General features: G+C 59.5%; 14 protein-coding genes. 3 read left to right on the top strand and 11 right to left on the bottom strand.

Annotation, left to right across the window (positions count from 1 at the left end; all coding sequences use genetic code 11):
- Positions 1-110: 110 nt before the first annotated feature.
- The 3 genes from NHU87_RS05580 to NHU87_RS05570 form a co-directional block, all read right to left on the bottom strand.
- Positions 111-1082 carry a thymidylate synthase gene (locus tag NHU87_RS05580; RefSeq protein WP_253546387.1) on the bottom strand — a complete coding sequence of 324 codons (972 nt, stop codon included), beginning with the start codon at positions 1080-1082 and terminating at the stop codon, positions 111-113.
- A 65-nt stretch (positions 1083-1147) separates the two neighbouring features.
- The gene (lgt, locus tag NHU87_RS05575) at positions 1148-1954 is read right to left on the bottom strand and encodes a prolipoprotein diacylglyceryl transferase (protein WP_123500313.1); all 807 of its coding nucleotides are present in this window, start codon (positions 1952-1954) and stop codon (positions 1148-1150) included.
- An 82-nt stretch (positions 1955-2036) separates the two neighbouring features.
- Entirely contained in the window at positions 2037-2819 is a 783-nt protein-coding gene (locus NHU87_RS05570; RefSeq protein ID WP_253546385.1) for a sulfite exporter TauE/SafE family protein, read from the bottom strand.
- Between the two features lie 133 nt (positions 2820-2952).
- Here NHU87_RS05570 and NHU87_RS05565 point away from each other — a divergent pair, with 133 nt between their 5' ends.
- Positions 2953-3699: an NRDE family protein gene (locus NHU87_RS05565; protein ID WP_253546383.1), complete on the top strand. Its 747-nt coding sequence runs from the start codon at positions 2953-2955 to the stop codon at positions 3697-3699.
- 106 nt (positions 3700-3805) lie between these two features.
- On the opposite strand, the gene ptsP is transcribed toward NHU87_RS05565, so the two are convergent.
- On the bottom strand, positions 3806-6085 hold the full coding sequence (ptsP, locus tag NHU87_RS05560; protein ID WP_253546381.1) for a phosphoenolpyruvate--protein phosphotransferase: 2280 nt from the start codon (positions 6083-6085) through the stop codon (positions 3806-3808).
- 22 nt (positions 6086-6107) lie between these two features.
- A complete protein-coding gene (locus NHU87_RS05555; RefSeq protein ID WP_008064982.1) occupies positions 6108-6587 on the bottom strand; it encodes an RNA pyrophosphohydrolase in 480 nt (159 codons plus the stop codon).
- Positions 6588-6730: 143 nt separating this feature from the next.
- Between NHU87_RS05555 and NHU87_RS05550 the strand changes: the two genes are divergently transcribed.
- A complete protein-coding gene (locus tag NHU87_RS05550) occupies positions 6731-7387 on the top strand; it encodes an HAD family hydrolase (protein WP_253546379.1) in 657 nt (218 codons plus the stop codon).
- 121 nt (positions 7388-7508) lie between these two features.
- On the opposite strand, the gene NHU87_RS05545 is transcribed toward NHU87_RS05550, so the two are convergent.
- Both NHU87_RS05545 and ilvA read right to left on the bottom strand, forming a co-directional pair.
- Positions 7509-7934, bottom strand: coding sequence for a DUF2269 domain-containing protein (locus NHU87_RS05545; protein WP_253546377.1), 426 nt, complete (start codon positions 7932-7934; stop codon positions 7509-7511).
- Between the two features lie 39 nt (positions 7935-7973).
- Positions 7974-9488, bottom strand: a complete 1515-nt coding sequence (gene ilvA, locus NHU87_RS05540) for a threonine ammonia-lyase, biosynthetic (RefSeq protein ID WP_253546375.1) — start codon at positions 9486-9488, stop codon at positions 7974-7976.
- A 315-nt stretch (positions 9489-9803) separates the two neighbouring features.
- On the opposite strand from ilvA, the gene rpiA reads away from it, so the two are divergent.
- Positions 9804-10475, top strand: coding sequence for a ribose-5-phosphate isomerase RpiA (rpiA, locus tag NHU87_RS05535; protein ID WP_253546373.1), 672 nt, complete (start codon positions 9804-9806; stop codon positions 10473-10475).
- 123 nt (positions 10476-10598) lie between these two features.
- Here rpiA and NHU87_RS05530 read toward each other — a convergent pair whose 3' ends face one another.
- From NHU87_RS05530 to NHU87_RS05515, 4 genes are all read right to left on the bottom strand, one after another.
- A complete protein-coding gene (locus tag NHU87_RS05530) occupies positions 10599-11516 on the bottom strand; it encodes an SdiA-regulated domain-containing protein (protein WP_253546371.1) in 918 nt (305 codons plus the stop codon).
- 217 nt (positions 11517-11733) lie between these two features.
- A complete protein-coding gene (locus NHU87_RS05525; protein ID WP_253546369.1) occupies positions 11734-12663 on the bottom strand; it encodes an SdiA-regulated domain-containing protein in 930 nt (309 codons plus the stop codon).
- A gap of 249 nt (positions 12664-12912) precedes the next feature.
- Complete coding sequence (locus tag NHU87_RS05520; protein ID WP_253546367.1) at positions 12913-13578, bottom strand: fumarylacetoacetate hydrolase family protein; 666 nt, start codon at positions 13576-13578, stop codon at positions 12913-12915.
- A gap of 37 nt (positions 13579-13615) precedes the next feature.
- A complete protein-coding gene (locus tag NHU87_RS05515) occupies positions 13616-15010 on the bottom strand; it encodes an FAD-binding oxidoreductase (protein WP_253546647.1) in 1395 nt (464 codons plus the stop codon).
- Positions 15011-15065: the final 55 nt, after the last annotated feature.

The following is a 15065-nucleotide window of genomic DNA, read 5'->3' as shown; positions in this document are numbered from 1 at the left end:
AACCTTGTGGGAGCGAGCTTGCTCGCGATGGCGGTGGCACATCCAACATTGATGTGACAGACAAACCGCTATCGCGAGCAAGCTCGCTCCCACAGGTTCAGCGGCGAGCTTTAAACCGCCATCGGCGCGGTCATCGGCGCGTGGTGTTCATAACCTTCCAGCGAGAAATCACCCGGCTCGATCAACTCCAGCCACTCCGGCTGATAAACACCGGTCTTGGCAAATTCCGGCACACGATCGGAAATCACCAGTTTCGGCATCGGGAACGGCTCGCGCTTGAGCTGTTCGTTGAGCATGTCCAGGTGGTTTTCGTAGACGTGGGCGTCGCCGATGAAATAGGTGAACCAGCGCGGTGTGTAACCGGTCAGGCGACCGATCAGGCTCAGCAGCGCGGCGCCTTCGGAGAGGTTGAACGGCGTGCCCAGGCCCAGATCGTTGGAGCGGATGTAGAGGGTCAGGGAGATTTCCTTGGTCTCGACATTCGGGTGGAACTGGTACAGCAAGTGGCACGGCGGCAGAGCCATTTCGTCGAGCTGGGCGACGTTCCAGCCGTGGAACAGAATGCGACGGCTGCCCGGGTCCTTGATGATGGTGTCAACGCACTGGCGGATCTGGTCGATCGCTTTGTACAGCACCACATAAGCCTGGCCGTCTTCTTCGCCCTCGGCGATCTGACGATAACCCTGGCTCAACGTCTGCTCGATGGCGGCCTGGTTGCTGACCGGAATCTGCTTGTACGCCGGCCATTTGCGCCATTGCACGCCGTAGATCTCGCCGAGGTCGTCTTCACCCTGACGGAACGGGTTGGCCAGCCACTGCGCATTTTCGTTGGCGTTCTGGTCCCAGACCTTGCAGCCCAGCGCACGGAATTCGGCGGCGTTGTTCACCCCGCGCAGAAAGCCGCACATCTCGCCGATGGCGGATTTGAAAGCCATCTTGCGGGTGGTGATTGCCGGGAAACCTTCCTGCAGATCGAAGCGCAGCATCGCGCCCGGAAAGCTGATGGTGTTCACGCCGGTGCGGTTGGCCTGTTTGGTGCCGTTCTTGATGACGTGGGCGACCAGTTCGAGATATTGCTTCATGAATTACCTGTGTCCTTGAACCCGGGGCCAAAGCCCCCGGGGTTCGAATTTATAGCGCCTGTTTCTTATACAGCAGCTGCGGGGGCCGCCGGGGCGCGTCGATAAGCCAGCCAGATCAGGAACAGCCCGCCGACGATCATCGGTACACACAGCACTTGGCCCATGGTCAGCCAGTTCCAGGCCAGATAACCCAGTTGCGCGTCCGGCACGCGAACGAATTCGACGATGAAACGGAAGATGCCATAGAACAGCGCGAACATCCCGGACACCGCCATGGTTGGCCGCGGCTTGCGCGAGAACAGCCAGAGGATCGCGAACAGCGCCACGCCTTCCAGCGCGAATTGGTACAGCTGCGACGGGTGACGCGCCAGTTGCGCCGGATCGGTCGGGAAGACCATCGCCCACGGCACGTCGGTCGCCTTGCCCCACAATTCAGCGTTGATGAAGTTACCGATGCGCCCGGCACCCAGGCCGATCGGCACCATCGGCGCGACGAAGTCCATCAGCTGGAAGAACGACTTGCCGTTCTTTTTACCGAACCACAGCGCTGCCAGCATTACACCGATAAACCCGCCGTGGAATGACATGCCGCCCTTCCACACTTCGAAAATCAGGGTCGGGTTGGCCAGATAGGCGTTCAGATCGTAAAACAGCACATAACCCAAGCGGCCGCCAACGATGACACCCATCGACATCCAGAACACCATGTCGGAGAGTTTCTCCTTGGTCCAGGTCGGGTCGAAGCGGTTCAGCCGGCGTGACGCCAGCCACCACGCGCCGCCGATGCCGATCAGGTACATCAGGCCGTACCAGTGGATTTTCAGCGGACCGATGGCCAGGGCCACCGGGTCGATCTGCGGGTAAGGCAGCATTGCGACTCCTCGTTAGAGTTGAAACCTTCAAATTCCCGGGCGACGCTGTCACGCCAGGATTAAGCCAGGATTGCGCTACGCGTCAGAGCAAGAAGCTCAAGCCGACGCAAAACAGCAAAGCGGCAAACAGTCTTTTCAGCAAGCGCGGCGACAGCGTGTGGGCCAGTCGCGCACCGAGGCGGGCGAAAAACATGCTGGTCAGGGCGATCCCCAGCAGCGCCGGCAAATAAACAAAACCGAGACTATGGGCCGGCAACAATGGATCGTGCCACCCCAGAATCATGAAACTTAATGCACTGGCCAAGGCGATTGGCAGGCCACAGGCCGACGAAGTGGCCACCGCTTGCTGCATCGGCACGCTGCGCCAAGTCAGGAACGGCACGGTCAACGAGCCGCCGCCAATCCCGAAAATCGCCGAGGCCCAGCCAATGACGCTGCCGGCCACGGTCAGACCGACTTTACCCGGCACCGTTCGACTGGCCTTGGGTTTGAAGTCCAAAGCCAGTTGAACGGCGATGATCAGCGCGAATACACCAATGATCTTCTGCAAATTCGGTCCGGAGACCGCCTCAGCGGTCAACGCGCCCAAACCGGCACCGAACAGAATGCCGAGGGTCATCCAGGCAAAAATCGGCCAGCGCACCGCGCCGCGGCTATGGTGCTCGCGAATCGAATTGATCGACGTAAAGATGATCGTCGCCAGGGAGGTGCCGACTGCCAGATGTGTCAGGATCGACGCATCAAATCCCTGCAAGGTGAAACTGAACACCAGCACCGGGACAATGATGATCCCGCCGCCTACCCCAAACAGCCCGGCCAGCACGCCCGCACAGGCGCCCAGCGCCAGATAGAGCAGAAATTCCATGGCCGCATCCCCAAGCATCCCGAATCAGGAGCGGCATGGTAACGGATGCATGGCCTCAGGCTCCACTGTGGATGGCGATGGATCGATGAGCGATGTCTGCGTAGAGTGAGCAAAAACACACAAGGACCACCTTATGTGCCTGATTGTTTTTGCCTGGCGGCCGGGCCATGCCCAGCCCCTGATCGTGGCGGCCAACCGCGACGAATTCTATGCCCGGCCCAGCCTGCCCCTGGCGCAATGGCCGCAAGCTCCGCACGTGTATGCCGGTCGCGACCTCGAGGCTGGCGGTACGTGGCTCGGTGTCGGCGCCAATGGGCGCTTCGCCGCGCTGACTAATATCCGTGATCCCCTTCAGCCGCCAGCTCGCAAATCGCGAGGCGAACTGGTGGCGCAGTTTCTCAGTGGAGACATGTCGATTGACGGCTATTTAAAGGACGTTGTCGGACGTTCGCCTGAATATGCCGGGTTTAATCTGTTGGTCGGCAATACCCACGAGCTATGGCACTTCAATGCCCGGGAGACGGAGGCGGTCATGCTCCAACCGGGCATTTACGGGTTATCGAATGCTGGGCTGGATACACCGTGGCCGAAAGTGCTCAAGGCCAAGGCAGCATTGAGCGAGGTGTTGGACGATCCGCAGCCGCAGGCGCTATTGGCCTTGCTCAGCGACCCGCAGACGGCACCGCTTGCCGAACTGCCGGACACGGGCGTGGGGCAGGCTACCGAGACGTTGTTGTCGAGCGTGTTTATCAAGAGCCCGACTTACGGGACACGGGCGAGCACGGCGTTGATCGTTCAGGCGGATGGGGAGCGGCATATGGTCGAAAGGAGTTTCGGGCCGTATGGGGGGCATTTGGGGGAAGTGGAGATCAGGATTTAGTCAGGTGTTGTTCACACTGACGTCTTCGCGGGCAAGCCTCGCTCCTACAGGTTGATCGCATTCCCCTGTAGGAGCGAGGCTTGCCCGCGAAGAGGCCCTCAGCCTTTTAAAGGGTTTTGACCGAAGCCGGATTGATCATCCGCGCCAACCCAAGGTTCTTCAGCGCCAGTTGCAGCGAGCTGTGGATAACTTGCGGGTTGTCGATGGTCATCAGCTCTGCCAGCAACTCCTTGGCCTTGCTCAGGTTGATCTGGCGCAGCATCCACTTCACTTTCGGCAAGTTGGTGGCGTTCATCGACAGGCTGTCGAAACCCATTGCCATCAACAACACCGCCGCCGCCGGGTCACCAGCCATTTCGCCGCAGATACTCACGGGCTTGCCTTCGGCATGGGCGTCGCGCACTACGCTTTGCAAGGCTTGCAACACTGCCGGGTGCAGGTAGTCGTAGAGATCGGCCACCCGCGGGTTGTTGCGGTCCACGGCCAGCAGGTACTGGGTCAGGTCGTTGGAGCCGACCGACAGGAAGTCCACTTGCCGCGCCAGTTCCTTGGTCTGATACACCGCCGCCGGAATTTCGATCATCACGCCAATCGGCGGCATGGGCACGTCGCAGCCTTCGTCGCGCACTTCGCCCCAGGCCCGGTGAATCAGGTGCAGGGCTTCTTCCAGTTCGTGGGTGCCGGAAATCATCGGCAGCAGAATGCGCAGGTTGTTCAAGCCTTCGCTAGCCTTGAGCATGGCACGGGTCTGCACCAGGAAAATTTCCGGGTGGTCGAGCGTGACGCGAATACCGCGCCAGCCGAGGAACGGGTTGTCTTCCTTGATCGGGAAGTACGACAGCGACTTGTCGCCGCCGATGTCCAGACTGCGCATGGTCACTGGCTGTGGATGGAACGCGGCGAGTTGCTCGCGATAGATCGCCAGTTGCTCCTTTTCGCTCGGGAAGCGCTGGTTGATCATGAACGGCACTTCGGTGCGGTACAGACCCACGCCTTCAGCGCCACGCTTTTGCGCCCGAGCTACATCCGCCAGCAAGCCGGTGTTGACCCACAGCGGCATGCGGTGACCGTCGACCGTTACACACGGCAAGTCCCGCAAAGCATCCAGCCCGAGGGCCAGCTGTTTCTCTTCCTCGACCACCTCGGCGAACTGCTTGCGCAGCACGTCACTTGGGTTGGTATAGACCTCACCGTGGTAGCCGTCGACGATCATCTGGATCCCGTCGACCTTGGAATACGGCAAGTCGACCAGGCCCATCACCGTCGGAATACCCATGGCACGCGCCAGGATCGCCACGTGGGAGTTGCCGGAACCGAGTACCGACACCAGACCGACCAGCTTGCCTTCCGGCACCTCGCCGAGCATCGCCGGCGTCAGTTCTTCGCTGACCAGAATGGTGTTGTCGGGATAGACCAGCGTCTGCTGCCGCTCTTCCTGCAGATAAGCCAGCAAGCGCCGACCGAGGTCTTTGACGTCCGAGGCGCGCTCACGCAGGTAGGCGTCGTCCATCAGTTCGAATCGGTTGACGTGTTCGGTGACCACCTGACGCAACGCGCCCTGAGCCCACTGACCGGTCTTGATCACCGTGGTGATTTCGCTGCCGAGCGAGGCATCGTCGAGCATCATCAGGTAAACGTCGAACAGCGCCCGCTCTTCAGGCCGCAGCTGGGTCGCCAGCTTGGCGGACAAGGCACGCATGTCGGCGCGCACGCCTTCGATGGCGGTCTTGAACAGGCCAAGTTCCGCGTTGATGTCGGTGATGGTCTTGTCCGGCACCACGTCCAGGTCGGCCGGCGGCAGCATGACGACCGCGGTTCCGACCGCCGCGCCCGGCGAACCCGGTACACCGACGAACTTTGCTTCCTGGATGCCTTTGCCCTGACGGCCCAGGCCACGGATCGAACCGGTGGCCTCGGCGTGGGCGATAACGCCAGCGAGTTGCGCGCTCATGGTCACGAGGAAGGCTTCTTCACCTTCATCGAACTGGCGGCGTTCTTTTTGCTGAATGACCAACACGCCGACGACGCGACGGTGGTGAATGATCGGCGCTCCGAGGAACGAAGCAAAGCGCTCTTCGCCGGTCTCGGCAAAGTAGCGATAGCGCGGGTGATCCGCGGCGTTTTCGAGGTTCAGGGGTTCTTCACGCGTGCCGACCAGGCCGACCAGACCTTCGTTGGGTGCCATGCTGACTTTGCCGATCGAGCGCTTGTTCAAGCCCTCGGTGGCCATCAGCACGAAGCGGTTGGTCTCTGGGTCAAGCAGGTAGACCGAGCAGACCTGGCTGCCCATGGCCTCTTTGACGCGCAACACAATAATCCCCAACGCCGCCTTGAGATCCTTGGCGGAGTTAACTTCCTGGACGATCTTGCGCAGCGTATTGAGCATGGCTCGGGGTCGAACTCCGTCGTCAGTCGCGCGCTAAAAGGCGCGGGGCAAGCTCTTTGAGAGCGCGGCGATAAACCTCGCGCTTGAATGTCACCACCTGGCCCAACGGATACCAATAACTGACCCAGCGCCAGCCATCGAATTCCGGTTTACCGGTCAAATCCATCCGCACCCGCTGCTCGTTGGAGACCAGGCGCAGGAGAAACCATTTCTGTTTCTGGCCGATGCACAGCGGTTGGCTGTGCGTCCTGACCAGACGTTGCGGCAAACGATAGCGCAACCAGCCCCGGGTGCAGGCGAGTATTTCAACATCTTCGCGCTCCAGGCCCACTTCTTCGTTCAACTCGCGGTACAAGGCGTCTTCCGGCGTCTCCTGGGGATTGATCCCTCCCTGTGGAAACTGCCAGGCATCTTGATTGATACGGCGAGCCCATAGCACCTGGCCGGCATCATTCGTCAGAATGATCCCGACATTGGGGCGGAAACCATCGGGGTCGATCACGGCAACAACCTCGCAAACGCATGTCGGGGCATTGTTCCACAAAGGTTGTGAAAGCAGCAACGAGCCGACCTACCTTATGTGCACTCTTGTGAAAAGTCCGTATTCTGGACACCTTTCTACAGACTTTTCAGCGAGTAACTGCAATGCGGCTGGCTTTATTCGACTTGGACAACACGCTTCTGGGCGGTGACAGTGACCACGCCTGGGGCGACTATCTGTGCGAACGCGGTTTCCTCGACGCCGTCGCCTACAAGGCACGCAACGACGAGTTCTATCAGGATTACCTGGCCGGCAAGCTGGATAACGACGCGTACCTGAACTTCTGCCTGGAAGTTCTCGGCCGCACCGAGATGGCCACGCTGGATGAGTGGCACCTGGATTACATGCGTGACTGCATCGAACCGATCGTGTTGCCCAAGGCAATCGAACTGCTGGCCAAACACCGCGAGGCTGGCGACAAGCTGGTGATCATCACCGCCACCAACCGCTTCGTGACCGGGCCGATTGCAGCACGCTTAGGCGTCGAAACCCTGATCGCCACCGAATGCGAAATGATCGACGGTCGTTATAGTGGGCGCAGCACCGATATCCCGTGCTTCCGTGAAGGCAAGGTGACCCGGTTGATTCGTTGGCTGGAAGAGACTGGCCACACTCTGGCAGACAGCTATTTCTACAGCGATTCGATGAATGACTTGCCGTTGCTGGAGCAGGTGGCGAATCCGATCGCTGTTGATCCGGATCCGAATTTGCGGGTCGAGGCTGAAAAGCGGGGTTGGCCAGTGATTTCGTTGCGCGACTAGTATCGCTATCGCGGGCAAGCCCGCTCCCGCAGGGATCTCTGCTGTAAATGCTATCTATGCCACACAGCAGAACCTTGTGGGAGCGGGCTTGCCCGCGATTGGGTCGACTCGATCTGAAACCTTAAACCGGCTTGGCGCCCATCAAACCTGCAATGGCGATGAAACAAACAAAGCTGAACAGTGCGAGGGCAAAGGTGAATTTGCCGTTCCCCGCCGGCGCCTTGCGCAACTTGTTCAGCCGCACCACCAACCAGAACCAGCCCAACGCCGCCAAGGTGTAAAGCACACTGGACGCCAGCAACCAGGTCTGCCCCAGCGGCCAGCCCACCAGATGCACCATCCACCAGCCGGTGAACGGCATGCTCAGCAAGGCCAGGCCCATCAATAGCCAGATGAACACCAGCGGTCGTTGCAAGGTGCGAGTATGAGCCGTCGCGTCGCCGTTACGGCGTGTGCGCCAGACCCAGATCGCCAGCCCCAGCGCGCTGATCAACAGCAACACCGTCGCCACGCCATGAGCGATTTTGAGGGCGGTTAACGTTTCCATTGTTCAATTTCCTTATGGCTTGCTCGTCAGCGTAGCCGCTCAGCCGAGAAACAGCTGATAGGCCGGGTTGTCGCTTTCGTCCCAGTACGGGTAACCGATTTCTTCCAGCGCGGCCGGTACCAGATGACGCTCGTCGTGCGGCACTTGCAAACCTGCGACCACACGGCCATCCGCCGCGCCGTGGTTGCGGTAGTGGAACATCGAAATGTTCCAGCGCCCGCCGAGCTTGTTGAGGAAGTTGAACAACGCGCCAGGGCGCTCCGGGAATTCGAAGCGCAGCACCACTTCATCGACCACATGGACAGCACGGCCGCCCACCATATGGCGAATGTGCAACTTGGCCAGCTCGTTATCGGTCAGGTCGAGCACCGGGAAACCTTGCTCGGTAAGACTGGCGAGCAACGCACTGCGCGGGTCGTTGTCCGGGTGCGTCTGCACGCCGACAAAGATGTGCGCTTCGCTGCCGGTGTTGTAGCGGTAGTTGAATTCGGTGATCTGGCGCTTGCCGATGGCTTCACAGAACGCCTTGAAGCTGCCCGGTTTCTCGGGGATGGTCACGGCGATGATGGCTTCGCGACCCTCGCCCAGCTCAGCGCGCTCGGCCACGTGGCGCAAGCGGTCGAAGTTGACGTTGGCACCGGAATCGATGGCCACGAAGGTGTGACCCGTGATGCCGTGTTGTTCGACATACTTCTTGATCCCGGCCACGCCCAAGGCGCCGGCAGGTTCAGTGATCGAGCGGGTATCGTCGTAGATATCCTTGATTGCCGCGCAGATCTCGTCAGTGCTGACGGTGAGGACTTCGTCTACGTAATCTTTGCAGATATCAAAAGTATGCTGGCCGATCTGCGCCACTGCGACACCGTCGGCGAAAAGACCCACGGTCGGCAGCACCACGCGCTCGCCGGCCGCCATGGCGGCTTGCAGGCAGTTGGAGTCATCTGGTTCGACGCCGATGATTTTGATGTCCGGGCGCAGGTATTTCACGTACGCCGCAATGCCGGCGATCAGCCCGCCACCGCCCACCGGAACGAAGATCGCATCCAGACGCCCTGGGTGCTGACGCAGAATCTCCATGGCCACCGTGCCCTGCCCGGCAATGGTGTGGGGATCGTCGTAAGGGTGAATGTAGACGTAGCCTTTTTCGTCGACCAGCTTCAGCGAGTAGGCCAGGGCTTCCGGGAACGAATCCCCGTGCAACAACACTTTGCCGCCGCGCGAACGCACGCCTTCGACCTTGATCTCCGGGGTGGTCTTGGGCATCACGATGGTCGCTTTCACACCCAGTACCTTGGCCGCCAGGGCCAGGCCTTGCGCATGATTGCCCGCCGACGCGGTGACCACGCCGCGAGCGCGCTCTTCATCGCTCAGTTGCGTCAGCTTGTTATAGGCGCCGCGAATCTTGAACGAGAACACCGGCTGCAAGTCTTCACGCTTGAGCCAGATATCGTTGCCCAGCCGCTCGGAGAGCTGACGGGCAGTCTGCAATGGGGTTTCTACGGCAACGTCATAAACGCGCGAGGTGAGGATCTTTTTGACGTACTGTTCGAGCATCGGAAAGCATCACTGAGCGGGTTGGGCAGGGCCAAGGAGTCTAACCCGGCTTTTGGGCGGACGACCACACGAATCAAGAGGTTTTAGGCTCATCGAAAAGAGATCATGACCTGTAGGAGCGAAGCTTGCTCGCGAAGAGGTCTTAACATCCGACATAAATGTTGGCGGTTAGATCGCTTTCGCGGGCAAGCCTCGCTCCTACGGTTATCAGTTGTCGGGCATGCGCATTTGACCGCCAATCGGGCAATGACCTTCCCCATTGCGAGGCCTATAATGCCGGCCTTTCGTCCCCCCTTTCGGCACTTCGGAGCCCGCATGACCCAGGATCAACTCAAACAGGCCGTAGCCCAGGCCGCCGTCGACTTCATCCTCCCGAAACTCGACGACAAGAGCATCGTCGGGGTCGGCACCGGCTCTACCGCCAACTGCTTCATCGATGCCCTGGCCAAGCACAAAGGCGCGTTCGATGGCGCGGTCGCCAGTTCCGAAGCCACCGCCGCCCGCCTCAAGGGCCACGGCATTCCGGTGTATGAGCTCAATACCGTCAGCGACCTGGAGTTCTACGTCGACGGCGCCGATGAAAGCGACGAGCACCTGAACCTGATCAAGGGCGGCGGCGCAGCCCTGACTCGCGAGAAGATTGTTGCGGCCGTGGCCAAGACCTTCATCTGCATCGCCGACGCCAGCAAACTGGTGCCGGTGCTCGGCGCGTTCCCGCTGCCGGTGGAAGTGATCCCGATGGCCCGCAGCCACGTGGCCCGCCAACTGGTGAAGCTCGGCGGCGACCCGGTTTACCGTGAAGGCGTGCTGACCGACAACGGCAACATCATCCTCGATGTGTTCAACATGCAGATCACCAATCCGGTGGAACTGGAAACACAGATCAATGCCATCGTCGGCGTGGTCACCAACGGCTTGTTCGCGGCCCGCCCGGCTGATTTGTTGCTGCTGGGGACGAGTGAAGGTGTGAAGACCCTCAAAGCCTGACGCCTCGTCCTCCTGTAGGAGCGAAGCTTGCTCGCGAAGAGGCCATAGCATTCAACATCTCAGTTGACTGTTATGGCCTCTTCGCGAGCAAGCTTCGCTCCTACAGTTTGTTTGGGGTGTTGGTTAGGGCTGTGCCGGTTTTTTGAAGACGTAGAAAAGGTTCGGCTCGCTGACGAGGTACAGAGTGCCGTCGTCGTCCATGGCGATGCCTTCCGCTTGCGGCACAGTTTTCTGCAATCCCTGACGCCCCTTGCTCAGTGACAGAGTGGTCAACGGTCGCCCGTCGACATCCAGCTCCAGAATCAGTCGCGACTCATCGGATAGCGCCAACAAATGGCCGCTGCGCTCGTCGTACTGCAGGCTCGACAGGTCTCGCACGAACATCCCGGCATCGCGCTTGGGGTTGTTCACCACATGCACCGCGTAGGACTTCTCCGGGTTGTAATGCGGAAAGCCCTGCACTTCGTAAATCAGCATCGGATCGCGCTCCTTGGCGACAAACAAGCGCTTGCCCACCGAGTCATAGGCCAACCCCTCAAACCCCTTGTTGCCACTCATGTGCACGCCGAGGGTTATCTGCTCGGCGTCCGCGGCATCGAGGAACGTCGTGTCCTTTTCCAGATGAATCTTGATCAGCCGTTGCTCACGCTCGTCGGTGATCACGTAAGTGTCAGCGCTGATGAACTCCACCGCCTCCGGGTCGCCAAACCCGATCAGCGCCACACGCCGCAGGATTTTGCCCTCCAGGGACAATTCGATCAGTTCGGCGTTTTTGTTGGTGACCGTGAACAGGCTTTTGCGCACGGGATCGAAGGTCAGCGCCGAAACATCATCGTCCAGCCCGTCAATGACCCGCGCCTCGATTGCTACCTGATACTGATCCAGGCCAATCGACTGAGCATTCATCGGCTGCCATAGCGTCTGCACATTGAACCAGGTGCGCTCGAACAGGCGCAGGTGCTGGCCAATGGCAACCAGCACGATCAACGCAATCACCGACAGGATCAGTATCAGGGGTTTGGGGCGGGCAAATCGACGCATTCAGGCGGACTCGGGTTCGAAACAGGCAGATGAAATATCACGACTGTATGAATTGAAGCTTAATGGCCACCTGCCTTGAATCACAACCTGCGCACGATGCATTCGGCGTAGGAGCTGCCGCAGGCTGCGATCTTTTGATTTTGGCGTCAGCAAGATCGCTGAAGATCAAAAGATCGTCCGAACGCGGCCCGAGCCTTCGGCAGCTCCTACGGGGCGATTATTTTTGCTTTTCGAAACGGTAGAACAGGTTCGGCTCACTCACAATGTACAGCGTGCCCGCTTCGTCCATGGCCACACCTTCGGCGCGGGGAATGGTTTTCTTCAGACCATTGAAACCACCCAGCAAGGTCATGAAACTGACCTGCTCGCCTTTCTCGTCCAACTCCAGCAACAGATGCGAATCGGCGGACAGCACCAGGGTATGGCCGGTGCGCGAATCGATGGCCAGAGCCGACAGGTTGCGGATATCCAGTTCGTCGCTGGACAGCTTTTGCTTGTCGCCCTTGAGGATTTGGCTGCCGTCGCTTTTCCAGCTGAACAGCGCCGGCGGACGCTCTTCACCCAGCAGCAGTTGCTGGTTGCGCGCATCCCACACAATCGCCTCGAAGGCTTTGTTCTGGTCTTGCGACGGGCCCAGGTCGTATTTCGGGAAACTGGCGATATTCAGTTCGCGAGTATCGGCATCGACCTTGACGATGGACAGCAGGTGCGCGCGCTCATCGGTGATCGCCAGCAAACCATTGCCCATGACCGCCACCCCTTCCGGGTTGCTCCAACCCACCAGCGGCATCTTGCGCAACACATCGCCCTGCAACGTCAGTTCGACCAGGAACGGGTTCTTGCCCATCACCGCAAACAGGGTTTTGGTCTGCGGGTCATAAGAGACGTCTGATGCTTCGTCCTTTTCCATACCCGGTAGCCGCTTGGCGTCGATGACCACGCGGTAATCCGGCAGCCAGATACTTTCTTTTCGTTCGGCCGGACTTTCGAAGCGCTCCATCACCCAGAGCACGCCGCGATCATCCCAGTGCATCGCAAACACGAGGCCATACACAGCCGCCGCCACCAGCAAAAGCCAGGAGTACCAACGCATCGCAAAGCGCGAGCGGCGGGCAGTTTTCAGCTTGGACAGCGGTTGGGTGGCCATGCGGGGATGCGTTCCAGAAATTCAGGCTATGGGTAATAGCACATTGGGACTGGCTCAGACGCCAGAAGCCCAGGAATTATCCGGACATGATGTGAAAAAAACGGGAAATGGCGGGATTGCCCTTTGCGGGCGATCACAAAACCAATGTGGGAGCGGGCTTGCCCGCGATGGCGGTTTGACATTCAACATCAATGTTGACTGTTATGGACTCATAGCGGGCAAGCCCGCTCCCACAAGGTTATGTGTAAATCAAAGGACGCTGCTGGTGAAGCGGCTGGCGCCCGGCAGTTCGAGCACCAGTTCGTCACCGACATTCAGCGGGCCAACGCCCACCGGCGTGCCGGTGAGGATCACATCACCGGCCTGCAGCGAGAAGCAGCCGGCCATGTACTGGATCATCGGCACGATCGGATTGAGCATGTCCTTGCTGTTGCCATCCTGGCGGACTTCGCCGTTGATGGTCAGGCGGATACCGATGTCGGTCAGGTCAGCGAAGGTGCTACCCGCCACGAACGGCGCAATCACTGCCGCACCGTCGAAGGACTTGGCGATTTCCCACGGCAGGCCCTTGGCTTTCAGCTCGGCCTGCTTGTCACGCAGGGTCAGGTCCAGGGCCGGAGCGATGCCGGAGATAGCATCCAGCACTTCTTCACGGCTCGGTTTGGTCGACAACGGCTTGCCGATCAACACGGCGATTTCCGCTTCGTAATGCACCGAGCCACGCTCGGTCGGAATGCTGAAACCGCCTTCCAGCGGCACCACGCAACTGCCCGGTTTGATGAACAGCAGTGGTTCAGTTGGCACCGGGTTGTCCAGTTCCTTGGCGTGTTCGGCGTAGTTACGGCCGATGCACACCACTTTCCCCAACGGGAAATGAATACGCGTGCCGTCGACATACTGGTGCTGATAGCTCATTGACCGACTCCTGATTCGTGCGCTTAAAGTTCGAAAATCAAACAGCGAAAATCTTGCCCGGGTTCATGATGCCGTTCGGGTCGAACACCGCTTTGACGGCTTTCATGTACTCGATCTCAACCGGCGAGCGGCTGTAGGTCAAGTAGTCACGCTTGGTCATGCCTACGCCGTGCTCGGCGGAAATCGAACCGTTGTACTTCTCGACGGTTTCGAACACCCACTTGTTGACGGTCGCACACTTGGCGAAGAACTCGTCCTTGCTAAGGTTATCCGGCTTGAGAATGTTCAAATGCAGGTTGCCATCGCCAATGTGGCCGAACCAGACGATTTCGAAATCCGGGTAGTGTTCGCCGACGATCGCATCGATTTCCTTCAGGAACGCCGGGACTTTCGACACAGTGACCGAAATGTCGTTTTTGTAGGGCGTCCAGTGGGAGATGGTTTCGGAGATATACTCGCGCAATTTCCACAGGTTCTGTAGCTGGGTTTCGCTCTGGCTCATCACGCCGTCCAGTACCCAGCCCTGCTCGACGCAGTGCTCGAAGGTTTCCAGGGCGTGATTGGCCACTTCTTCAGTGGTCGCTTCGAATTCCAGCAGCGCGTAGAACGGGCAATCGGATTCGAACGGCGCCGGCACATCGCCGCGCGCCATAACCTTGGCCAAGGCTTTATCGGAGAAGAATTCGAACGCGGTCAGGTCAAGTTTGCTCTGAAACGCGTGCAGCACCGGCATGATCGAATCGAAATCGGCGGTGCCGAGGACCATCGCGGTGAGGTTTTTCGGCGCACGGTCCAATCGCATAGTGGCCTCGACCACAAAACCCAGCGTGCCTTCGGCGCCGATAAACAGCTGACGCAGGTCGTAGCCGGTGGCGTTCTTGATCAGGTCTTTGTTCAGTTCCAGCAGATCGCCCTTGCCGGTGACGACTTTCATGCCGGCCACCCAGTTGCGGGTCATGCCATAGCGAATCACCTTGATTCCGCCGGCATTGGTGCCGATGTTGCCGCCAATCTGGCTTGAACCTGCTGAAGCGAAGTCCACCGGGTAGTACAGGCCGTGCTCTTCGGCCTTGTTCTGCAATTGCTCGGTGATCACGCCCGGCTGACAAACGGCCGTGCGGTCGGTCAGGTTCACGTCGAGAATCTGGTTCATGTAGTCGAAGGACACGACCACTTCGCCATTAGCCGCCACCGCCGCAGCCGAAAGCCCGGTACGTCCGCCGGACGGCACCAGGGCAACCTTTTGTTCATTGGCCCAACGGACAATGGCCTGGACCTGCTCGGTGGTCTTGGGAAACACAATGGCGGTCGGCGCCGGGGCGAAATGCTTGGTCCAATCCTTACCGTAAGCATTCAGGGAGTCGGCGTCGGTCAGTACCTTGCCAGGCTCAACCAGGGTCTTCAGCTCATCAAGCAACGCAGGATTGGTCATCGACAGAACTCTCGAACAATTCATGGTCATCCTGAAGACGCTTCACGTCGCAGGA

The sequence above is a fragment of the Pseudomonas mandelii genome (assembly GCF_024138395.1).
Lineage (GTDB): Bacteria > Pseudomonadota > Gammaproteobacteria > Pseudomonadales > Pseudomonadaceae > Aquipseudomonas > Aquipseudomonas mandelii_E.
This window is presented reverse-complemented; position numbering and strand designations above follow the sequence as displayed.